Origin of the sequence: Chitinophaga eiseniae (assembly GCF_900167135.1) — a bacterium.
Lineage (GTDB): Bacteria > Bacteroidota > Bacteroidia > Chitinophagales > Chitinophagaceae > Chitinophaga > Chitinophaga eiseniae.
The window spans coordinates 652734-674771 of the sequence record NZ_FUWZ01000002.1 but is presented as its reverse complement, the minus strand read 5'-3'; the positions used below and the strand labels follow the sequence as shown (position 1 = coordinate 674771).

At 42.9% G+C, this 22038-nt stretch carries 16 protein-coding genes and 1 pseudogene; 8 read left to right on the top strand and 9 right to left on the bottom strand.

The window, feature by feature from the left end:
• Positions 1-27: 27 nt before the first annotated feature.
• The 4 genes and pseudogenes from B5D63_RS12295 to B5D63_RS12285 form a co-directional block, all read right to left on the bottom strand.
• Positions 28-9939, bottom strand: coding sequence for a non-ribosomal peptide synthetase (locus tag B5D63_RS12295; RefSeq protein ID WP_078669096.1), 9912 nt, complete (start codon positions 9937-9939; stop codon positions 28-30).
• 871 nt (positions 9940-10810) lie between these two features.
• Positions 10811-11113 (bottom strand): two-component regulator propeller domain-containing protein, encoded by a 303-nt coding sequence (locus tag B5D63_RS35420; RefSeq protein ID WP_235021522.1) that lies wholly within the window; start codon positions 11111-11113, stop codon positions 10811-10813.
• 45 nt (positions 11114-11158) lie between these two features.
• Positions 11159-11287, bottom strand: a pseudogene (locus B5D63_RS35585) (two-component regulator propeller domain-containing protein); the annotation flags it as partial.
• Between the two features lie 326 nt (positions 11288-11613).
• The gene (locus B5D63_RS12285) at positions 11614-12510 is read right to left on the bottom strand and encodes a winged helix-turn-helix domain-containing protein (protein WP_078669094.1); all 897 of its coding nucleotides are present in this window, start codon (positions 12508-12510) and stop codon (positions 11614-11616) included.
• 186 nt (positions 12511-12696) lie between these two features.
• Here B5D63_RS12285 and B5D63_RS12280 point away from each other — a divergent pair, with 186 nt between their 5' ends.
• Positions 12697-13752, top strand: coding sequence for a ligand-binding sensor domain-containing protein (locus tag B5D63_RS12280; RefSeq protein WP_078669093.1), 1056 nt, complete (start codon positions 12697-12699; stop codon positions 13750-13752).
• On the opposite strand, the gene B5D63_RS12275 is transcribed toward B5D63_RS12280, so the two are convergent.
• Positions 13739-14194: a winged helix-turn-helix transcriptional regulator gene (locus B5D63_RS12275; protein ID WP_078669092.1), complete on the bottom strand. Its 456-nt coding sequence runs from the start codon at positions 14192-14194 to the stop codon at positions 13739-13741. The two genes, B5D63_RS12280 and B5D63_RS12275, sit on opposite strands and share 14 nt — an antisense overlap.
• 122 nt (positions 14195-14316) lie before the next feature.
• Here B5D63_RS12275 and B5D63_RS12270 point away from each other — a divergent pair, with 122 nt between their 5' ends.
• Both B5D63_RS12270 and B5D63_RS12260 read left to right on the top strand, forming a co-directional pair.
• The gene (locus B5D63_RS12270) at positions 14317-15240 is read left to right on the top strand and encodes a quinone oxidoreductase family protein (protein ID WP_078669091.1); all 924 of its coding nucleotides are present in this window, start codon (positions 14317-14319) and stop codon (positions 15238-15240) included.
• A gap of 684 nt (positions 15241-15924) precedes the next feature.
• Positions 15925-16632, top strand: coding sequence for a hypothetical protein (locus B5D63_RS12260; protein ID WP_078669089.1), 708 nt, complete (start codon positions 15925-15927; stop codon positions 16630-16632).
• A 122-nt stretch (positions 16633-16754) separates the two neighbouring features.
• Here B5D63_RS12260 and B5D63_RS12255 read toward each other — a convergent pair whose 3' ends face one another.
• A complete protein-coding gene (locus B5D63_RS12255; protein ID WP_078669088.1) occupies positions 16755-17150 on the bottom strand; it encodes a VOC family protein in 396 nt (131 codons plus the stop codon).
• Between the two features lie 210 nt (positions 17151-17360).
• On the opposite strand from B5D63_RS12255, the gene B5D63_RS12250 reads away from it, so the two are divergent.
• Positions 17361-17891 (top strand): SRPBCC family protein, encoded by a 531-nt coding sequence (locus B5D63_RS12250; RefSeq protein WP_078669087.1) that lies wholly within the window; start codon positions 17361-17363, stop codon positions 17889-17891.
• Positions 17892-18255: 364 nt separating this feature from the next.
• Here the strand turns inward: B5D63_RS12250 and B5D63_RS12245 are convergent, their stop codons facing one another.
• Positions 18256-18888, bottom strand: coding sequence for a cysteine hydrolase family protein (locus tag B5D63_RS12245; RefSeq protein WP_200816994.1), 633 nt, complete (start codon positions 18886-18888; stop codon positions 18256-18258).
• A 108-nt stretch (positions 18889-18996) separates the two neighbouring features.
• Positions 18997-19590, bottom strand: coding sequence for a Crp/Fnr family transcriptional regulator (locus B5D63_RS12240; RefSeq protein WP_078669086.1), 594 nt, complete (start codon positions 19588-19590; stop codon positions 18997-18999).
• A 36-nt stretch (positions 19591-19626) separates the two neighbouring features.
• On the opposite strand from B5D63_RS12240, the gene B5D63_RS12235 reads away from it, so the two are divergent.
• A complete protein-coding gene (locus B5D63_RS12235; RefSeq protein WP_078669085.1) occupies positions 19627-19824 on the top strand; it encodes a hypothetical protein in 198 nt (65 codons plus the stop codon).
• A gap of 15 nt (positions 19825-19839) precedes the next feature.
• On the opposite strand, the gene B5D63_RS12230 is transcribed toward B5D63_RS12235, so the two are convergent.
• On the bottom strand, positions 19840-20259 hold the full coding sequence (locus B5D63_RS12230; RefSeq protein ID WP_078669084.1) for a DoxX family protein: 420 nt from the start codon (positions 20257-20259) through the stop codon (positions 19840-19842).
• Positions 20260-20368: 109 nt separating this feature from the next.
• On the opposite strand from B5D63_RS12230, the gene B5D63_RS12225 reads away from it, so the two are divergent.
• From B5D63_RS12225 to B5D63_RS12215, 3 genes are all read left to right on the top strand, one after another.
• Positions 20369-20752 (top strand): winged helix-turn-helix transcriptional regulator, encoded by a 384-nt coding sequence (locus tag B5D63_RS12225; RefSeq protein WP_078669083.1) that lies wholly within the window; start codon positions 20369-20371, stop codon positions 20750-20752.
• Between the two features lie 85 nt (positions 20753-20837).
• Positions 20838-21467 carry a hypothetical protein gene (locus B5D63_RS12220; RefSeq protein ID WP_078669082.1) on the top strand — a complete coding sequence of 210 codons (630 nt, stop codon included), beginning with the start codon at positions 20838-20840 and terminating at the stop codon, positions 21465-21467.
• A gap of 42 nt (positions 21468-21509) precedes the next feature.
• The gene (locus tag B5D63_RS12215; RefSeq protein WP_078669081.1) at positions 21510-22034 is read left to right on the top strand and encodes a hypothetical protein; all 525 of its coding nucleotides are present in this window, start codon (positions 21510-21512) and stop codon (positions 22032-22034) included.
• The last annotated feature ends 4 nt before the right edge of the window (positions 22035-22038 follow it).

Sequence of the window (22038 nt, the reverse complement as noted above, 5' to 3'; positions counted from 1 at the left end):
GAATGATGAAAATTTTTCCTGAAAAATTTAAATTGGCATTTCAGTTATCCATTTTGAACAATATGGCTCTTTTATAACTGAAAAATGATCGCCTCCGGAATGTATCACCCTGACTTCCTGGAAATAGTTATTCCAGTCAGTGAGTTTCAGAAGCGGAAAACGTTTTTCCGTATCATCAGTTACAATTAATTTAATCGAGTATGGAAGCTTTTCCGTGTAATCATATTTAACAGATAGGGATTTCTCGTACAGTTGCCATAGCCACCTAAAATTTGTACTTTCGTTTACCAGTTCTTTCTTATACAAAACATTGTACAGTAGTTCCATCCATTCCGACGCTGGCTTTTCTAATAGTTGTAAAATTTCATCGTTAAATGGCGGTGATGCCATTGATGTTTTTACAAAGAACGCATTAATAAATAGCCAGACTGCATCTTTATCAAAAGATAGCTGTTTCTTAAATGGAAAGCTTTCGATCAGAACAATATCTCTTACTTCAATAGCAGTTGCACTTAATTGCCTTAACATTTCATAGACTACGGTTCCCCCATAGCTATGCGCATAAAGACGAATTCGTTTTACAGATCCAATACTATTAATCAAGGCAATATTATGGGCGGCCATTTCCTCAATACTATTCAACGAATCATCTTTCATGAATCCCCTCATTTGCAGGCCGTACACAGCCCCTGATGATGATATCTTCTGAGCCAACTCAACATACCCATCACTAATTCCTGGCATGCCTGGTATTATGAACGTAATTATTGTGTTGTCACCTTCGCGTAGTTTAATAATGTGAGGATTAAATTCTTCAAAAGGATCTGTACACGTTTCAATTTTTCCTGCCAGTTGCTCAATGGTAGTATGTTTCATTAAATCAACGAGTCTGATCATTGGCTTTTCAAGCATTGCGTTTACCCCATTCAACACGCGGAACATTAATAAGGAGTGCCCGCCAAGATGAAAAAAGTCATCATATATACCTATCCTTTCTTTTTTTAAGATCCCTTCCCAGATTTTTACGAGCTTACTTTCCAGATCATTTCTGGGGGCAACATATTCGACACCCAGTTGCATATGCAGCCCTTTAAATTGTGATATTGTTTTTTTATCAATCTTTCCATTTGGTAATAGAGGGATTTTGTCTAATTGGATGTAATGAGAAGGAATCATATAGCGGGGAATCCGCTTTTCCAAATATGACCTGATACTGGAAACACTAAATTGCTGTTTACTCACTATATAGGCCGTCAGGACTTTATCATGCTCATTTTCTCCCTGCAAAAGCAATACTACCTCGTCAATCCCTTCATATTGAAGCAATGATTGCTGAATTTCAGCTACCTCAATTCGATGACCTCTGATCTTGATCTGATCATCTTTTCTGCCAAAGATCTCAATATTTCCATCAGGTAGCCATCTTCCTAAATCTCCTGTTTTATATAACACATGGTCCTTTTTAAAAGGACTGGAAACAAATTTTTCGGCAGTTAGCGCTGGTTTATTTATATATCCCCTCGAAACTCCATCACCACTCGTGCATATCTCGCCAATAACACCTATCGGGCATAGCCATCCTCCTGCAGAAGAAATATAGATTTGTGTGTTTTGAATCGGACGTCCAATTAGTACATTGTTGTCGGTATACTGACGAGGTATTTTATAAAAGGTGGTAACATCAGAACATTCTGTTTGTCCGTACGTATTGATGATTTGCAAATGCGGATTCCCTGAATAGCATCGGTCTACAAAATATCTATTTAGCTTTTCGCCCGTCAGAATTAATATTTCTATTTTTGACAGATCGATTTTCTTTTCGTTAAAAATATGCTCATTTAATTGAGATGGGATAACTTCTAAGATCGTTGCACCTGCATTGGTTGCTTTATACAATAGCTTAGTAGTGTTTCTGAGTTCCTCGTAGTTACAAAGAATGACTTTAGCTCCTACGACCAGAGGAGCAAATAGTTGCCATATTCCACCTACAAAATATAACTGTGAGTTGTGGCAGATAACTCCTGCCGAATCTAACTTTAAAAGATGGATTTTGCTAAAAAGATGATTTACTATTCCAATATTTGCCAACATGCACCCTTTCGGATCTCCGGTTGACCCGGAAGTATAGACAATACAAGCCAAATCCAATGAACAGTTGATCGATGATGGATTTGTTTGTCTATATGTTTCTTTTTCAGCCTTGAATTTTGTTAATTCTATATCGTCAATCAACAATTTCCATTTGCTATCTTCTTTCTTGTATTTAATTCGTTCCTCCGGATCTTCAGGATCTACGGGCACGTAGGCTGCGCCTGCTTTTAGTATTCCAAAGATCGTAATGATCATCCATTCATTGCGATCTAATTTTATTCCAATCAGATCGTCAGGATGGATCTCATAGTAGTTCCGAAGATAATGGGCCATTTGGTTCGCCGAGTTGTTCAATTCAGCATATGTCAACTGCTGTGATTCAAACACCAGGGCAATATTATCCGGGTTTTTTTCCACCTGCTCCTCAAACAGATGCACAATTGTTTTGTCCCTGGGATAATCGACTGCTGTACCAGCCCCGGTATTCAGCAACTGATCGAGAATTCCAGCCCCGATGACCTGGTGTCGATCTATCTGTTGTGAATAGTGGTTCAGGTAGCTATCTAATACAGATTTAAAATATTCGTGCAAGGTTGTTACATCAATACCAGACTTCAGTTTCCGTGTTAGCGTAAGAATCACAGTAACATCTCCATTCGTTATATCAACAGTACAGTCCAGGTAGGTATTGGTAAGCGTATAATAGCCGTTCAGAATACTTTTGCTCAGAGGTCCCTTTGCTTCTAAACCCAGGGAACCCTTTACCTGGCCATTCAAAACATGAAAATTTATAAAGTTGAAAAAGACATCAGAAAAAGCATTCTCATGGGAATAGTCTTCACCCACCATTCTTTTGATCTCGAACAATGCAGTATGATCATGTTCTTTCAGTGTAAGCATCTTCTGTTCCACGGCTTCAAAGTAAGATTGCCAGGTATCCCGGGAGTTATGAGAGGCAAAACGAAAAGGGATTGAATTGAGAAAGCATCCCACCAATCGATCCCCATCATCCAGTAATGGACGAGTATTTGTCTGTACCCCCAATGTAACTTCTTCTTCATGCGTCAGTAACTGCAAAACAAACAAGTATGCTCCCAGGAAAACAGTTTTTAATGAGAGATGATCCGCCTGGGATTTTTGCTGGATGCGTTGCAGAAAAGAAGGGTCATACACTTTTACAAATTCCACAACCTCTTTTTCCGGGGTAAAAATGTCAAGCCTTTTGTAGCCCCTAAGTTCCTGTTGCCAGAATGCCTTGCTCCTATCCTGACGTTTCTCAATAATACCCTTGATCACAAAATCTTTATAAGAGGATTGTAACCGGTCAAGGCGAGGAATATCAAGACCTGCCTGCAACTTACTGTACAGACTATCCAGTTCCATAATAAAAGTAGACAGGCTCCAGCCATCCAGTATCGCATGATGGAACTGAAAGACAAAGGCATACTGATCCTGGAACCGGATTAGGGTACTCCTCCACAAAGGGGGATGCGTTACATCAAAAGGCAAGCCGCGTTCAGATTCCATATATCCGTCCAGGTAAATTCTTGCATTTTCCAGATTTAAATGCGATTGATCAAGAAAATGAATATCGATCGGTACTGTTTTGAACACTATTTGCAAACCATCCTCATGGGAATTCAGGTTAAATGCTGTTCTGAAAATCTCGTGCTTTTGCACCAATAATGAGAATGCTTTTTTGAACGATACTGTATCCAGGTCAATTGGCAAAGCATAAGTTATTTGTTCATGGAACACTGCCAGATCTGTACCCAATAAAGAAGCATGTACCATACCAACCTGAATGCTACTCATAGGATATATATCCTCTATTTCCATAGTAGTTAATAGTGATGGCAGGAGTTCCTCTTTTAGATTGGCTATTTCTTTTGACACCAGCTGTTGTGCAGTCTGTTCATTGTTGACTACCGGGATATTATCGATCAATGATCCCAATGAGGAGATGGTAGTATACTGATATAGATCATATAATTTAACCGGTTTATTCAATGCTTTGCGGATACGGCTGATCACACCAATGGAAAGAATTGAATCCCCCCCCAATCTGAAAAAATCATCATGGATACTGATGCGTTCGAGCGATAATGCTTCCCTCCAGATAGCCGATAAAATGCCTTCTGTAGTAGTACGGGGAGCCGAATAGTCTATTCCTGTTCTTTCAAAAAAATCCGGGTTCGGCAATGAATCTTTATCTATCTTCCCGTTCGGGGTTAGTGGCAAACGTTCCTGTTCAACAATCATAGAAGGGATCATGTACCCCGGCAATCGGGCTGATAAATAGGATAGCAGACCTTCTTCCGTGTAACCGGTTCCAGGTACTACATATGCTATCAATGACTTCGTTTCTGAAGCATCCGTTCGAACAGTGACCACTGTTTGTTTCACCAAACCCGATCGTTCCAGGAAACTTTCTATTTCCCCTAACTCTATTCTATATCCCCGGATCTTTACCTGATCATCATTCCTCCCAATGTATTCTAAATTTCCATCGGGTAACCACCGCACAAGATCCCCTGTTTTGTATAATTTAGTGTAGCCTTTTAATTTGTCCTTTTCGGTAGCAAACATGTTCGGAATAAATCGTTCTGCGGTCAGATCAGGGCGGTTTATATAACCCCTGCTTAAACCAGCGCCACCCACGTACAACTCTCCGACAGCACCTACAGGTAATAGCTGTTGCTCCCCATCCAGAACATACGCTGTACGGTTGCCTAATGGACGTCCAATTGGAATTGGCGAGGGGACCTCATGACCGATGCGATAAGTTAGCGAAAAGGTGGTGTTCTCTGTTGGACCATAGCCATTGATAATTTCCATTTCAGGATATGTCTGCCGTAGTTTGTCAATATGGATGTGAGATAATTTTTCTCCGCCAACCAATACTGTTTTCAGGCCCGAAAAAATATTCAGATCGGCATCAACCAACTGGTTAAGCCAACTTGAGGTAAACCACATTTTGGAGACTCCCTTATCAGCAATCGTCGATTGTAAACGGTCTATGTCTAATAGCTCTTCTTCCGTCAACAACACCAAATGTCCTCCATTCAGCAACATCCCCCAGTATTCTATAGTACTGGCATCAAAAGCCGGGGAGCCTGTAGACAGCAATACATCTATTGCACCCAGGGATACAAAATCACCGCCGACGGCGATGCTCGTTACATTCTGATGGGTCACCGCTACGCCTTTTGGACGGCCCGTGGAACCAGATGTATACATTACATAAGCCAGTTGTTCTACGCTGACTGTGTAATTTATAGATGCCGTTGGTAAAACCTGTAATAAATCGTCTAGTATATCCACGCATATCGATCTTTCACTCTCAAAAAGGTGGCGATGAACACTGGTTGTCAGTGGAGTCTGGCAATCAGTATCTGACAACATGTGGGATATCCTTTCCTGCGGATATTTCGGATCGATCGGCATATATGCCCCCCCGGCTTTTAGTATACCCAGGATACCCACCAGTAATTCTACTGAGCGATCAATACAAATAGGTACCAGTGTTCCGGAAACCACACCTCTGTTATGCAGAAAATAGGCCAATTGATTGGAACGTTCATCCAGTTCCTGATATGTCAGCAAACTATTTCCATAGCTCAATGCTATTGCATCGGGTGTTTGCTTCACCTGATGTAAGAATATATCTATAATTGTCTTGCTTTCGGGGTACGCTTTCTCTGTATCATTCCAATCATAAACAATCTGGTTGTATGTCCTGGTGTCAAGTAAGCTGAATTCGCTGTAATACTTTTCCGGGGCTGCCGTAAGCTGCTCAAGCAGATGTATATAGTATTCAGTTAGCTTCGTTATCGTATCTTCACGGAATAAGCTGGTAGCATAGTTTATATATCCCATCAACTCGTCCCGACTGTCGTCTATATAAATAGACAAATCAAATCTTGCCACCTCGTGAAGTTTTTTTGGATCAAATACTTTCCAATACTTCTTTTGTTGATCCGGCGCATTGTATTGGTTTCCAAAATTCTGCACAACAAAGAATACCTGAAAAACAGGATGACGGGAAGTATCCCGATCTATACCTAGTTCCTCTACTAATTTTTCAAAGGGAAAATCCTGGTGTAGTTGAGCTTCTACCTGATCCTGATGCACCTGCTCTACTAATTCCAGATAAGTTTGAAATAAATTAAGCTGTGTCCTGTTTACCTGCATGTTTACAAAAAAACCAATCAAGTCTTGCGTTTGCTGGTAATGCCGGTTGGCAATAGGGCTTCCGGTAATAATATCCTGACATCCGGTATATTTACAAAGCAGGATATTAATACTGCTTAACAGTACAGTATGCAAAGTCGTATTACAGCGTTTTGCTAAATCCCTCAGTTTTTCACTGATATCTTTAGTGATGATGAATTCGTGACCGGCTCCCTGATACTTCATTTGACCAGGCCTTTCATAATCAATTGGAAATTCCAACGGCTGATAACCTGATAATTTTTTTTTCCAGTAATTGAGCTGCTTTTCCAATATGTCACCAGTCAAATAGCCTCTTTGCCATACTGCATAATCTTTATACTGGATCTCCAAAGAAGGCAATCGAAAGTTTATATTGTTGTTAATATAAGCTTCATAATAAGCAACCAACTCTTTTTGGAATATGTCGGCCGACCATCCATCACTCGCAATATGGTGCGTATTAATTAATAATAGTCTTTTATCCTTTTGGTAACCTGGAATAGCTGTATCCGAAGTGATCGTGTAAAATATTACCCGGATCGGATATTCCATGCTTAAATTAAAAGGGGCCCTGATGTCTTCTTTGATCAATGCTTCATAATCGTCTTTATCCGTAAGTATTTTTTCATGGACTGGTAATGCATCCTCATGTACTATCTGAATGCCATGATCCCGAAAATCATCCTGCTCGATGGTGCTTCGTAATACTTCATGCCGGGATACTATCTCGCGAAGCGCATATTTTAACCCCTCCATATCGGCATCCTCATCAAGCTCATAGAGCTCCGGAATATGATATGCACTCGCGCCTTCTTCATATTGTTCCATGAACCACAAACGATCCTGGGCGAATGACAATTGAGCCTGTCTGGATTCGCTTTGAGAGATCGTACTTTGCTCCTGAATCAGGCTATGCTTCAATAATTCTTCAATTGTCCCATGCTCAAATATATCTGACACTTTCAAATCACACCTCAGGGCTTTGCTCATGCGATACGATACTTGCATGGCTAAAATAGAATTGCCTCCTATTCTGAAAAAATTATCTTTGATACCAACACGATCGAGCCCCAGTAATTCCCGCCAGATATTGGAAATGGTCAATGCAGTTTCACCCGTTGGTGCAACGTAATCATCTGATGAAATGTTAAAATCAGGATCAGGCAACGCCCTCTTATCAAGTTTTCCATTGATGGTTAATGGAAAGGAACGCATTTGCACAAGTGCATCCGGTATCATGTAGGATGGTAATACAGCCGAAAGATGCCGAAGGATTTCTTCTCTGTCTATTTGATTTAGATAAGGTATGTTATAATTAATATAGGTATCAGGATCTGAGATCCCGGAAAAATTTTCCTGAAGGATCTTGTTTTGGCTATCCACCTGTTCTTTTCTATTCAATGAAATAACCACATCATATCTAAACCGATTCAATTCATTGCCATAACTGATGGCCCTCTCAAGAATATTTACCTGAATATCCTTAAATGTATTAGTCAGACTTCTAAAGTAATCCGGGCTTATTAATAATTCGTTTTCTTTAAGTGCAATACGGTCAATATCCTGTTGGCTATAATTTTTTCCGTCGTACTCAAATTTTTCTTTGATCAGCGCCTTATGAAGCTCATAATTTCTAATGTCTCCCAAAAACAGATTTCCTTTTTCTGAAAGCTTCGAAATTGCCTTCTCCAGTACACTTTCAAAATAATTTATGCTGGGAAACAGCTGACAAACAGAATTAATAATAATAGTATCGTAAAGTTCGTTGGGTGGTAGTTTATCTAATTCATTTGCATTTAATTTATAAAGATTAACATTATACCCCTTGTTTTCAAGGTATCTTTGATGTCTGTTAATTATTGACTGGGATATGTCCAAACCTACGTATTTTTGAACATGACCCAGCAATGGATACATTAGCAAGCCTGAACCAACCCCAATATCAAGCACACAATTGGGATTTAAACTTTTTATTATTTTAAGGATCTCATCCCTCCATTGTTGCATTTCCGATAAAGGGATTGGCTCTCCGGTGATATAACTATTCCATCCTGAAAAATCGGATGCTATTTTATCTTCTTCAATATTTTCTTCATACACTGCAATGTCATAAATATCCTTCCAGCCATCTAATATATTCTTGTAATCTGTCGACATACTCCTACTGTCTAACACATAGTAAGCCGCCAGGTATTTAATGGTACCGCTTGCCGTCGTTCGCTCTTTCGCAAGCACAAAGGATTGCCTTATGCCTTGAATCTGGGATAAGGCGTGTTCTATTTCGCCTGGCTCTATACGGTACCCCCGAAGCTTAATCTGGTCATCATTCCTGCCAATATATTTTAGATTACCAGATGGCAGCCATCGCACCAGATCACCTGTTTTGTATAGTCTGTTATAACCTTTTGCGACATCAGCTTCGGTGGCAAATGGATTAATAATAAACCGATCTTCAGTTAAGTCCGGGCGGTTTAAATAACCACGGAACAGACAGACTCCGCCAACGTATAATTCCCCCTCAACACCTATGGGTACCGGAACCCTATTCTCGTCCAGGACATACAGACGACAATTTGGGAAAGCTCTTCCAATTATAGATCCGTCAGACGGTGATAAAGGGTTAAATACTGTCGTTTCTCCTGTCTCCGTTGGTCCATAATAATTGTAAATTTTGATATTCTTATTTGTAATACCAGATAGTATTTTTGCTGTGAGGTCTTCACCACTGAAAAAGATCTTACGCAGATGAATCGCATTAATGGTTGAGGCAATCAGATCATACTGAGATGGTACTAAATGCAGTGAGGTGAATTTATTGCTCAACAGAAGCCTATTCAGTTCATTTAATTCAAACACGTATTTTGTTATCTGCAATGTAGCGCCAGCACAGAGGTGCATGAAAATATCGGAGAACGACACATCAAAAATATAGTTTGTCTTAAAAAGATAATAGTCGGATGCACTAATGTCTGAATAGGAGATGCAGTATAAAATGCGATTACAGACAGATCGATGCTCCAACATCACTCCTTTTGGCTTATCAGTCGTTCCTGATGTATATAGCAAATAGACAAGATCAGTGGCTTTATTATACCTGGGTAAATTTGATATATCTTCTTTCTGGTAAAGATCTTCCGTAAGGTCAATCCGTATAATTTTTTCTTCTGGAAGCTCAATATTTTTATTTCCTTTGAGATGGTGCTGGCTGAGTATTAGTGCTGCCTGAATATCATCCAACATATAATTCACCTTTTCCTGTGGATAGTCGGTGGCTATTGGCACATAAGCCCCTCCTGCTTTCAGGACGCCCAGTATTCCTACCACCATTTCTAATCCCCGATCGAGAAATAATGCGATAAAGGTGTCTGGCCGAAGGCCCTCACCGGTTTTTTGAAGATACTGCGACCTTATATTGCGGGCTAACTGATTGCTTTTCTCATTTAGCTCCTTATAGCTTAATTGTTGATCCTCATAAACTAACGCTATTTTATCGGAGGTCTTCATTACTTGCTCCTGAAATAGATCCAGTATTGTTTTGTTTACAGGATAGTCATTGTCCGTATCATTCCATTCAAAAATAACCTGATCATAAGTTTCGCCCAGATCTGAAATTGGTGTTGGCAATTGTTCCATAATTTTATACTTGTTAATTATGTAGTTAGCAAAGGGTATTAGTTTTACAGTTGGCTCCACGCATACCAACTGTCCACCAGGGGGTCGATGAAAATTTTAGGTTTGAGATACATTTTTTGAAGGATTTTGACTGTACAATCAATAGCATTCAGTAATAACATACTGTTATACTATTGCTCATAATGTTAGTAGCAGCGTGTGAGTTCTTCCCTGTTGCAGGCTCCTGGTTGTCCGTGAGCGGTATTAATGGAATTAGCTAATAATCGTGAGATGAAAATGGAAGAAAATATATCATCCTGCTTTGAGAAGTATTTATTAAACAGAAGGGTAAAAATAAAATGGTCGGCATAGCTAACAAAGTCATTTTGAGAATTCATGGGATAACGTTTTGGTATAACAGATTTTCTTAAATAAGGATAATGCTTCTACATGAATTTACTGAATAATTTCCTGATATTAAATAAAGGAATGATGGTATCAATATATTTAAAAATCTACTTCATGTAAAATTTTGTAAGAGAAGCAATCTGCCTTATCACACCTGCGCAATTAACGCGGCCGAGCGCTGTTAAGACTGCTGCCCGGATATACTTATCAATCACTCCAGTTGGGGGCATCAGGAATTAGAATGTCCATTCATTTTCAAAATATTAAGTGTGCTAAACGCTTTAGATCCATGAGGAATAAGTTCGAAAATTGTACAGGGAGGACGACGGAAATTCAGAAACCCGCTCTATGAGCGGGTTTTTTGTTTTTGTATTTTTAAATATTCTCTACGATGTATACCTGGAACAAAATCAAGTATCTAGGGAGGACTCTACTTGATCGGAAACTATGAGGAAAGTAAGTTTTTCTAGCTAAACCGGAAAGCTCAATATTTCAGCTGAAATATGTTGTGGATAACAATGGGAACAAAGAAGTCTGTAAAGGTCTTTCCATCATAACGATGCACCCCGCCGCCGGATCCAAACCAGATACTGCCATCGTTATCTTCCAATATCCCCAGAAAATCCATTCTTCCTCCTGATTTAATTTCTGTTACGGCAGGCTTTTCATTGTACAAGGATTTTGCGTCATAACGAGAAAGTGCCCAGACGTGAACGTTTACTTCACCAGAAGTCCAGATGTTTCCTTTTTTATCTTCGAGAATAGCATAAGCCCCCCGCTGCGACACCTTTGTAAAGGTGCTGCCGTCATAGCGCCAAAGACCATCAACGTCACCAAACCAAATATTTCCTTTTTTATCTTCGATGATTGACCAAACGTTTTTAAATGCTTTGCCATCCTTATTTTTTAAAACGGTAAATGTTTTTCCATCATAAAAGCAAGGCCCATCCCCGGTAGCAATCCGGACTTGACATGATCCTGTGGTGCGTTTGGGTGGTTTTGTCCACAGGAAGGGTGAAAAATAGATATTAATAGAAAAATATATACGTGTACGTGTTTCATCATTTCTTTAATTTTTATATCCTATCAAAATTGATCCGGCAATATTACTTTGATATTTTTCGGTGCGGGGATTTGGACTGTAAATAGAAATGTAACCTTTGTAAATAAATAGTAAACAGTAATATAAGATAGCCGAAATCTCCTCCCGGGGGAGGCTGGGCGATAACAAAAAGGACAGAACGGTTATACCATCCTGTCCTTTTGGGTTTGGTTTGAATCATTTGTTTACGCCCCACCAACTTCCAGCCTATACCCTTTCCCACGTACCACAACAATCCTGACACCCGGATCTGGTTCCAGTTTTTTCCTGAGTTTTGATATGAACATATCCAGGCTACGTCCTACGATAACGCCTTCATCTTCCCATATCTCTTTTTGCAGACGACTTCTCTCGATAATTTCATTGGGTGACAAGGCGAAAATATGCAGCACACGGGTTTCGGTTCCGGTTAAATCTATAGTCTTTCCATGGATGATCAGCTTGCGGTGCGGTGCGTCAAACGAAACTGCACCTAAAGTAATCATGCCTGTAGGCTGACTATTCTCTGGTACCACTTTCCGTGGCTTAACCGGTCTCCAAAAAAGAAAACCAAGAAGTGCTAAAAATGGCAGGCTTCCTAAAAGATACCGGCTGTTGGCGATGTTTATGCCCTGCGACTTAAATTTAATGTTAATCATGTAACAGGCTGTGGGTTGCTTTCTGCCTGTGCAGGCCACAATATCATCTTTCCTGTTTTGGGCGATAGCATATCCGTAGACGACGCTGGCATTGCTGCAGTTCAGCACATTAACCACATAATTATGTGCCAGTGGGTCCCGGGCCAATAAACGCCGGGTAGTATTTACCAGCGAGTCCGGTTGAAATGTAAGATCATTTTCAAACCTGATCTGGTATTCATTGGCTGTGATCTTTTTTACCGGGAGTACCCTCGACGTACTATCACCCGACTGTAAAAGCAATTCATGTCCGATCCTGCGGAGTAGTACTTCCCTTCTGGAGATATCAAAATCATCACTGTCCTCCATACTGAAAGCCACGCAGATGCCGGCGCTCACCAGGAAGAGGACCAGCCCCAACAGGTATTTGCGTTTCCCGGTGAAGAAATGTTGACTAAGATGCATAGTGTCAAGCTTTTATTTACAAAGTTTACAATTCTATTTACAGTCTGGATTCTCCGCGCTGAAGATCTCAAAGTAATTTCGATGGATCAACGTTGATAGGCTATGAAAAGTAAAAAAATGTTCTGGTGTTTACCAAAAATACTTAAAGGAACCGTTCAGTAATTATTAATATTAAATAAATATATTATGAGGTATATTAATGCTTGTGTTTTATTCTTAATGACTGTTTTTGCCTTCTCCCGTGCCCAAAGTCAACCAGCAGGAAAGAACGCCGGAACCCAAGGGGCAACTACCAACCACGGACCTCAAAAGATCACCCGAAACATTATACAAGACAGGAAGGGGAATATTTGGATGGCTGCCTTTGATGGTATTTTTCGGTATGACGGAAAATCTTTTACCAATATTACCGGTAAAGTGAGTTCGGCCCGTTTTTTTTCTGTTCTGGAAGATAGTAAAGGAAATTATTGGTTCGGCTCCATTGGTTCAGGTGTCTATTATTACGACGGGAAATCCTTTCAACACTTCACCATCGGCGACGGACTGCTTAATAATGATGTAGTTAGCATTTATGAAGATAAAAAAGGGAATGTCTGGTTCGGTGTTTTTGGAGGCGTCAGCTGTTACGACGGGAAGTCCTTCAGGAATTATATCATCCATGGAGATGCGATGAATGAGGACCGGTCAGGGAAAACCTTTTCTAAAAGGCCCGCTTATGAAGTGAATGCTATCATTGAAGACAAAAGGGGCAGGTTCTGGTTTGCCACGAGAGGCAATACCTTCATCTATGACGGAAAAACATTTGCCGTTTTCGCCCATGAGAGCAAACCTTTTAAAAATGTTCGTTCTATTATCGAGGATAAAAAAGGCAATATCTGGCTGGGTGGCGCGGATGGTCTTTGGCGCTATGATGGCAGTACATTTACCAATTTCATACAGAAGTTCGTTGGTTATGTAATGGAGGATAAAAAAGGGAATATCTGGACCAGTGCAGAAAGGAAAAGCAGTCAGGCTTTGGCGCTTCCCGGGTATGACGGGAAGTTCCTGTACAATCGAGCCTGGGCACTTTCCCGATATGATGAGAAGTCGCTGTCTGATAAAAAGCCGGCGGCTACTGAATTAACATATCAACCCATGTTTTTCGGGATCTTGGAAGATGATAATGGGAATATCTGGTTTGGTGCTGTAGATGGCGTGTATCGTTATGATGGTAATACCATAACGAGGTTTAACCAACCTTAACGACTTTCTCCCGGCCCCGGTTCACCGGCCAGTCCTGCTGCATTTCCGCGAAATAGCTCAGGGCGCTTTTTTCGCCCAGGGTATCTTTTCCCATCAGGCGTTTACGGTGGACCAGTCCCCAGGCCAGGAGTTCGAAGATTGTTTTGTCCAGTGTTCTGCCATAATCTGTTAGGGCATATTCCACTGTTACAGGACGTGTGTTCAATACTGTTCGCGTTACCAGCTGGTTGGATTCCATTTCGCGTAATTCCTTCGTCAGCGTTTTGGCGGATATACCATGGACATGCCTAACAATATCCAGGAAACAAAGGTTGCCATGCTGCATCAACGCACATAAAACCGGTATTTTCCATTTGCCGGACAGCATCGCTACGGCATCCATAATGGCTAGCCGGTTGTAGGAACATTCGGCGATGGGTTCAATACTGTCTTTCTTCTTCATATAACAGGTAAGTTACTCATTATTCTGACCGGTTACCAATCGGCAATCAGTTGCCTGCAGGTAATCAATGCCCTGGCGAAGCACCCGTCGAAATACCTTTGGCTGCATTAAAACCCAATTATATGTCAGTTAAAGTAATCAGTATTAACGCGTTTGGCGGGCCGGAGGAGCTGCATGTTGAAACCGTGGAGCTTCCCCTTGCCGGCGCCGGACAGGTACTTGTTGCCGTAGAAGCCTGTGGTGTTGGATTAGTGGACGTACTCCTCAGGAAGGGGGTAATACCTGGATTGTCCCCTGTAGGGTTTGTGCCCGGTGTGGAGGTGGCAGGGACCGTTACTGGCGGAGCGGCGGAATGGATAGGGAAACGGGTATTTGCCAAAGTAAATAATGGCGGTTATGCAACGCAGGTGGTGGCTGACGTGACCAGCATTGCTGAAATACCGGATGCGCTGTCTTCAGCAGATGCCGTGGCATTAGGTATTAATGCGTTGGTAGCGCATTTTTCCCTGTTACGCGGCCACTATGGGAAAGGAGAACAAATATTGGTGAGAGGCGCCGGCGGCGGAATAGGTACGATGACGGTCCAACTGGCCATGGTGAACGGCGCACGGGTGACGGCCGCTACGTCCTCGCCTGAAAAGCGCGCTATGCTGTCGGCATTAGGGGTGCAGCATTTTGATAACGGCGACCAGGAATATGATCTGATCATTGATGCTGTTGCCGGGAATGACGTCGCCTCTTTCCTTCACAGGCTGAAACCTAATGGCCGGTATGTGCTCAATGGCGTTGCAGGAGGCTTTCCCCTGCCCGATTTTGCGATGCCGCTGGTGACATTGTTCCAAAAATCGCTGGCAATTTCCTTCCTCAGCCTCCATGCGGTTGCAGACAACCAGCTGATGACAGCTATTGCAGCCATATTTGCCCTGGCAGTACAGGGTAAGATCACCGCGGTGATTGACAATGTGTACCCGCTTTCAGCAGCTGCGGACGCCCACAAAAGACTGGAGTCTGGCCGGGTGTTTGGAAAGATAGTGCTGAAAGTTTAGGTTTTATCCCGATAATATCCCCGTTTATGGGGGTATTGTCGGCCCTATACGGCAAAAATCCCTGTATTCAGGTATATACAGCCTGCGTAATCTGCCTATTTTTATAGTGCATCGACGGATAAAATTGTAAAATGATAGTTGTTGAAACAATTACGGAAAGGGAATTACAAAAGATAAAGAAAAAAATAGCCAACAACTTCCGGGATATCTGCCTTGTAATGATGCTGGGAGCGTTGGTCTTTGGCCTTATATGCGGCCAGATAGAGGTAGCAATAGGTGCTATTCTGTTACCATTGTATTTTTCATTGTTAATGTCATACCGCCACGAACGGCCGCGATAAAGGGCAACATGAAAATTATCAGGCGAAACACGGTGGTGAATGCAATGCTGGAGCATTCAGGGCATAGAACAAAGACTACTACGGTCCGGATTATGCTGGCGCCGGACGAAATACCTGCGTCCTATATACAAACGGATACCTTTATGGTATATCATAGCTGGGGACATCCAGCCGGGATAACGAGTGTAACTCCATCTAACTATAAGCAGCTGATCGGAAGACCTGTAGAAATAACATATATGGCAGACAGTGGTTTTGTTATAGCACTGACAATACCAGCCTGATAGTGTTGGTGATAGTCTGTTAACATCTCCCCGGGGAGCAGCCGGGTAAAACAAATCTTATGGACTTTAAATTTGGGCCTTTCGGCAACTATTTAATTTTTACCGCTTTCATCCTCTGGTACATCACCCTGCCGGCAGGGCTTTTGCTGCTCTGGGTCTGTCTCCGCCGCAAGAACAAGCCCTGGCTGAGATGGATGTCAGGTATTGGCGCGGCGCCACTCCTGTTTCCATTTCTCGTATTTGGATGGGTATCGGTGAAAGAAGCTATCAATGACAGCATAGCGAACCGGGAGTACCGGCAAAAGGAAAAGGAACACACGGTTATTTTAAAACAGCCGGAGACCGTTGCCGGTATCGCCCTGTCGGCAGGAGATACCGTTTTTTATAATTTTGATTTTGATATGGGCAACAGGCAGCAGGCACAGCTAACAGATATTCAGGGAGCCAATTTATCGAAGCCTGCCCGCTTTTTAAATCTGGAGGTGAAGCGTATAGCAGAAAATGCCTATTATGGATGGGACATTTTGCTGGCCCGTGACCAGCAGGTGCTTGGATGGCCCTGTACAGGATATATCGTCCTTACGAAGGATGGCCGGTTTGTCTCCGGGACATTGTCCACTGAACATGTAATTGGGAGCTATATTATCCCCAAAGGCTCAATGGTCGTTGATAACAGCGAAGAGCTGCTTCGTATTACCTTGCCGGATTCGAAGACGATAGCTATTGATAAAAAAACAAAACAACCGGTTGTTGAAGGAGAAGAGTAAATTTTCGAAAACCTGTTGCATAAAAAAAGCGGCTTGCGAGCTGCGGCCATCACGCCCCATGGCAGCAAGCCGCTTCCGGACAAATACAAATTGCTCATCCCATCGCTGTTAATCTGCTTCTCCTACCTTTTCTTCGCTTCTGCTGTCACCGGTGTAAAAAAGTTAATAAGATTGCCATCCGGGTCTCTGAATAACAATGACCGGTTACCCCAGGGCATCGTTGTTGGTGGCTGTACAACCGCATTACCCATGAAGGCAGCCAACGCTTCATAATTTTTATCAACATCTGTTACCCTGAATTCGATGATAACAGATCGGTTGCTGGCAGCCGTAGCCACCTCGTCTCCCCCGAATAATTGTAATGTTCTGGTGCTTCCGATAGCCAGCGTGGCTAAAGAAGTGCGTAGTTCAGCGAAGTCATCTGTATACCAGTTCGCGGGTGTTCCGGTAACATGCTCATAAAACTGAACGAGTCGCTTGATATCAGCGGTGATAATACGGGCTGAAGAAAAATTCATAATCAATGTTTTTAGTAGTGCGAAGAAAAACACGGATGGTGACAGCGTTATGTCAGCAGGAATAAAAGAATGTCAAAATTGCCCCGTAAGAATGTCCATTACGCACTGGTTGTAAATGCTGTTAAGATGATACCTTCGAATCGAAAATTAAGTAACCGATCGGTTACTTAATTGTAACATCATCCGTCTAACAAAACAAAATCATGCATTATGGCAGATCAGAATTTCGCTACCACCCTGCTGGTAGATCAATCTCCTTCCGAAGTATATAAAGCCGTTACAGATCCCCGCGCCTGGTGGTCGGAGGAAATAAAAGGAGGTACAAGCAAGGCAGGAGACGTCTTCGATTATCATTTTGAGGACATCCATCGTTCAAGAATGGAGTTAATAGAATCGGTCCCTGACAGAAAAGTTGTCTGGCTGGTGCTGGAAAATCAATTCAGGCCCGGTCTCTTCGGAGAGCATGTTATACATAACGGGTCCGAAAACGATAAAGCAGAATGGGTGAATACCCGCATTGTCTTCGATATTACAAAAGAAAACGGGAAGACTAAACTACACTTCGTACACGATGGGTTGGTACCTGACTATGAATGCTACGACGTTTGCATCAACGGCTGGAAGCATTATATACAGGAAAGCCTGCACAGCCTTATCACTACAGGAAAAGGCCAGCCAAATAAAACCGGAAGACCGATGACAACAGATGAAGAAAAGTACAATGCCGCCGGTAATGCATAACAGCATTAGCATGTAAACACATAGTGCAGCAAAAAACGGTACCACGGTGGTGCTTACCTGGCCGGCCGTGGTGCTGATTTTTGAAAAGTGAACTTAAGGTAGGATTTTTTCCAGTTCCTCCTTCAGGCTGAATATTTCATTGATCCCCCTTTGCTCTCCAATGTGATCGAAGCATTTTTCAAGATCGGCCACCATGAACATATTCCGGATAGCAGCATTGTTGGTTTTTAGGGGGCTTATCAAACTCTCTGGGGCGTTGTTCGTTTGTGAAGTTATCGGGAATCATAATAGCATATTTCTGCTGTAAATGTAAAAATAAGCAACGTTATACCCGTATAACGCTGCTTGTTTTTTGAAGGAGGACTTATTGTAAATAAGCCTGTGTGTTGACGATGCTGGCGTAAAAGAAGCCCAGGGCGCCCATCAGGGACCGCTGTACTTCTGCGGCAGGAACGGTCTGCCGGTTAACTTCCAGGTCCCTGGTGGCACAGGCGTCGGTAACCACGGTGCAGTTAAACCCGTAGTCTTTGGCTGCCCGGGTGGTAGCGTCTACACAGGCATGGGTCATCATACCGGTAATGATCAGGTCTGTAATGCCGGTCTGCTGCAGGTGTGCCAGCAGCTCCGTTTCCCGGAAACTGTTAGGATAATGTTTTACAACGATTTTCTCACCTGCGAGCGGTTGTACCGCGGAGTATATGTCCGCGCCGGGCGTATTGGCGATGAGGAAACCGCCGGAGGGATCTGCTTTGTGTTGAATGTAAATCACCGGGATACCTTCCTGGCGGCACTTGTCGGCTATCAGGCGGATGTTGGCAGCGGCGGCATCGGGGCCCACCAGCTCCATTTTACCACCTTTGAAATAATCATTTTGTACGTCGATGATCAGGAGCGCTTGTTTTTTCATATCTGATTTTTTGTTTTGTGCGAATACGTTTCCTGTAAGAAACAGTAAAACGAGTGCCAGTACGGACACCCGCAGGCGGTGTATGTTCATGAGCTGAGAAAATTTTAATAACAGAAAAGAAGTAAAGCGCTTTACAGGACAAAGGTGGGGAGAAACAAAAAAATGCCACTTGACATAGGTCAAGTGGCAGGAAAAATTTTAAGAAGAGCGCTTCGACTTTAGCATACGGCTGAAGAAGGCCGGCGTTACACCTATGAAAGAGGCAATCTGTTGCTGGCTGAAGGAAGCCGCAATGCGCTGGTAGCGCCGGAGGAACTGTTCATATCGTGCTGCCGCCGGTAAGCTCAGGATATCGGTGATCCGTTGCTGGCTCACAGCAAACGCCCTTTCGGTAAGTATCCGGAAGTACTGTTCAAAGCGGGGTATCCGGGTAAAAAGAATTTCCCGGTCGGGTTTCGTCAACAGCAATGCTGTGGTGGGTTCCACCGCTTCGATAAACAATTCCGAAGGCGTATCAAAAACCAGGCTTTGATAGTCGGCTACCCACCAGTCGGCGATGGCGATGGTTAAAATATGCTCGTTGCTTTTCTGATCGAGCAGATAGCTTTTTACACAGCCGCTGGTGAGAAAGGCCAGCTGATTACAGATGCCGCCTTCCCGGAGAAGGTATTCCTTTTTGTGGTACTGCCGCTCCTGCAACAGCGAACAAAAGAAGGTGGTTTCTCCTTCGGAAAGTGCAATATGTTTGGCTACATTCTGCAGGATGGGCTCATATCCGGTCGTCATCTTCATAAAACTAAAATAGCAATAAAATGCTACCTTAATGCTATGACAAGAAGTGAACTGATAAATATCGTCAGAAAGATAGCGAATGCCGAAGGGTCCGAAAAGGAGCAGGACCGCCTGCTGGACCTGTTGATGCAAAACGTTCCGGACCCGGATGTGGCCAACTATATATTCTGCGACGATTTAACGCCGGAAGAGATCGTGGATAAGGCGCTGGCCTATAAGCCTATTCAGTTGTAGCAGCGTATCTGGTGATCAGGCCTGCCGGCAGTGTGCTTTGGGATAGACAGGATATTTGCGTGTTCTTCCCCACACCACTACCCCGGCCAGTAAGGTGACGATCATATTGAACCCTGTCACGGACGCTTCTCCCCGTGAAATATGGAATAAGGTGGCCAGTACCATCAGTACAATAATACCAATAGCGGCCCACACGGTGAGTGTCGGCCGGATACGCAGTAATGACGGCAGTAGCAGCCCCAATCCTCCTGCAAGGTCTACGATCCCCAGTAAACGTACATATACCGGTGATACCTGTCCGGTCCACGGGTACATCGCCGCCAGTTTAGCAATAGGATAACCCAGCTTCATGACGCCTGATAGCAGGAACAGCGCTGCCAGCAGTAATTGAACTGTCCAGATCAGTATGTTAGGTACCGACTTTTGTTGTTGCATAAAATTGATTTTTGATGCCATAAAATTAGGGTAGCTTTACTATAAAATAGTAAGTGCTATACAGTAGTATAGCCCTATACTTTAGTATAGGAGCCTTCAATTGTTACATATGAAAAAGCCATACGATTCCTGGGTCGATTTCCGCCTGTCGCCGCAGGACTGCCCCAAAGAGTATATGCTCGCTTTAAATGACGCGCTGAACGTGCTGACCGGCAAATGGAAGCTTCATGTTATCGGTGCCCTGACGACCGGAAAAAAACGCTTCAGCGAAATAGAACGTTTTATCCCGGAGATCAACCCGCGGATGTTGTCTAAAGAGTTAAAGGAGCTGGAAGTGAACGGTATCATTTCCCGGACGGTACATGATAGCTTGCCGGTCGTTGTTGAGTATGAACTGACAAAATCCGGAAAAGACATTAAGCCGGTGTTTGATGCGATGATCACCTGGGGGCTGGGACACCGCCAGACCACGATGAAAAACGGCAATAAATAATCGCAATAAATAACCGCAGGAAGTTATTGAAAGGTATCATTTTTTTCGGCTATTTTAGATTCACCTATACCTAAATTAACTACCGATGATACCTGAAAATACCCGTACGATCGATCTTCATCGCGGCCGCTGGAAAAAAGCGGATGGAACCCAAATGGAAAGGGGGCCGGAAGTCAATATGAGTTATATCATTGAATGGTTTGGTGAATCTGAACCCACGGCGCCATCCTCCTGCTGGCTTGCATGTGACCAGTCTGATAATTATTATGAGGCCGGACAAATAGAACAGGTGTCGCTTTGCTATGGAAACATTACCAGCGTTTCATGGGAACCCGGTTACAACGGAAGGAAGGATTGGATAATCACTTTTTTCGTAACCCATAGGATGCAACTGACGGAGGTGCCTGCCCTGCTGCCGCCACTGCCTTTCCCCTCCTGGCTGGAAGATAAAATTGATAACCATTTAACCGGAATGGCTTACCTGGGAGGCAGTGCCTGTGTAGAAACAAGCGGAGATTATTTCTTTTTAACCTCGCCGGTACATGGCATAGATGAACAGATGGTTGCGGTAAAATACGATAACGACATTCGCATCATTTTGGTCATGCATCACAACGATTGGGAACATCTGCTCCTCTGGCGCAGTATTGGCAACTACGACTGTCCTGAAGGTTTTGCCCATTACTTCAGACATGATAAGAATAATGTGTTGTAACTTTTTTGTCTTTCAGCCCGTTCTATCTCTAAATCTACGTGCATGAAAAACAACATTTACACCCTTGTTCTGTTACTCACTGCTATCTTGTTTGCAGCATGTAAAAAAGACAAAATTGAATACAAAAACGACTTTAACAGGAGTTACCGGGCCTGGGAAGAATTCAAGGCTTCCAGTGGCAATTCCTACCGTTACAAACAAAATTGGGACTCCTGGACAGGTACCAGCACAGAAGTAACTGTTACCGTAAAGTCCGGGAAGGTGGTTCACCGCTCTTATGTTGCCAAACGGCTTAACCGCAATACGCAACCTCCGAAGCTGGAGATATACGCACAGTGGGAAGAAGACGAAACAAGCCTCAATTCCCACGCGGATTTCGGAACTTCACTCACGCTGGATGAAATATACGAGAAAGCCCGCGAAGAGTGGTTGAAGAAAAGAAGTGACGCCAAGGTGTATTTTGAAGCAAACAACAACGGCTTGATTTCCAGCTGCGGATTTGTACCGGATAACTGCGCGGATGATTGTTTCAGCGGTATCAAAATTTCACTCATTGAAAAAATATAGTAAA

Excerpts from the sequence above, each read along its gene's own strand:
- B5D63_RS12295 (WP_078669096.1), bottom strand. The coding sequence starts at position 9,939 with ATGGAACAATTGCCAACACCAATTTCAGATCTGGGCGAAACTTATGAT.
- B5D63_RS12285 (WP_078669094.1), bottom strand. The coding sequence starts at position 12,510 with ATGCATCTTAGTCAACATTTCTTCACCGGGAAACGCAAATACCTGTTG.
- B5D63_RS12280 (WP_078669093.1), top strand. The coding sequence starts at position 12,697 with ATGAGGTATATTAATGCTTGTGTTTTATTCTTAATGACTGTTTTTGCC.
- B5D63_RS12275 (WP_078669092.1), bottom strand. The coding sequence starts at position 14,194 with ATGAAGAAGAAAGACAGTATTGAACCCATCGCCGAATGTTCCTACAAC.
- B5D63_RS12270 (WP_078669091.1), top strand. The coding sequence starts at position 14,317 with ATGTCAGTTAAAGTAATCAGTATTAACGCGTTTGGCGGGCCGGAGGAG.
- B5D63_RS12260 (WP_078669089.1), top strand. The coding sequence starts at position 15,925 with ATGGACTTTAAATTTGGGCCTTTCGGCAACTATTTAATTTTTACCGCT.
- B5D63_RS12255 (WP_078669088.1), bottom strand. The coding sequence starts at position 17,150 with ATGAATTTTTCTTCAGCCCGTATTATCACCGCTGATATCAAGCGACTC.
- B5D63_RS12250 (WP_078669087.1), top strand. The coding sequence starts at position 17,361 with ATGGCAGATCAGAATTTCGCTACCACCCTGCTGGTAGATCAATCTCCT.
- B5D63_RS12245 (WP_200816994.1), bottom strand. The coding sequence starts at position 18,888 with ATGAACATACACCGCCTGCGGGTGTCCGTACTGGCACTCGTTTTACTG.
- B5D63_RS12240 (WP_078669086.1), bottom strand. The coding sequence starts at position 19,590 with ATGAAGATGACGACCGGATATGAGCCCATCCTGCAGAATGTAGCCAAA.
- B5D63_RS12235 (WP_078669085.1), top strand. The coding sequence starts at position 19,627 with ATGACAAGAAGTGAACTGATAAATATCGTCAGAAAGATAGCGAATGCC.
- B5D63_RS12230 (WP_078669084.1), bottom strand. The coding sequence starts at position 20,259 with ATGCAACAACAAAAGTCGGTACCTAACATACTGATCTGGACAGTTCAA.
- B5D63_RS12225 (WP_078669083.1), top strand. The coding sequence starts at position 20,369 with ATGAAAAAGCCATACGATTCCTGGGTCGATTTCCGCCTGTCGCCGCAG.
- B5D63_RS12220 (WP_078669082.1), top strand. The coding sequence starts at position 20,838 with ATGATACCTGAAAATACCCGTACGATCGATCTTCATCGCGGCCGCTGG.
- B5D63_RS12215 (WP_078669081.1), top strand. The coding sequence starts at position 21,510 with ATGAAAAACAACATTTACACCCTTGTTCTGTTACTCACTGCTATCTTG.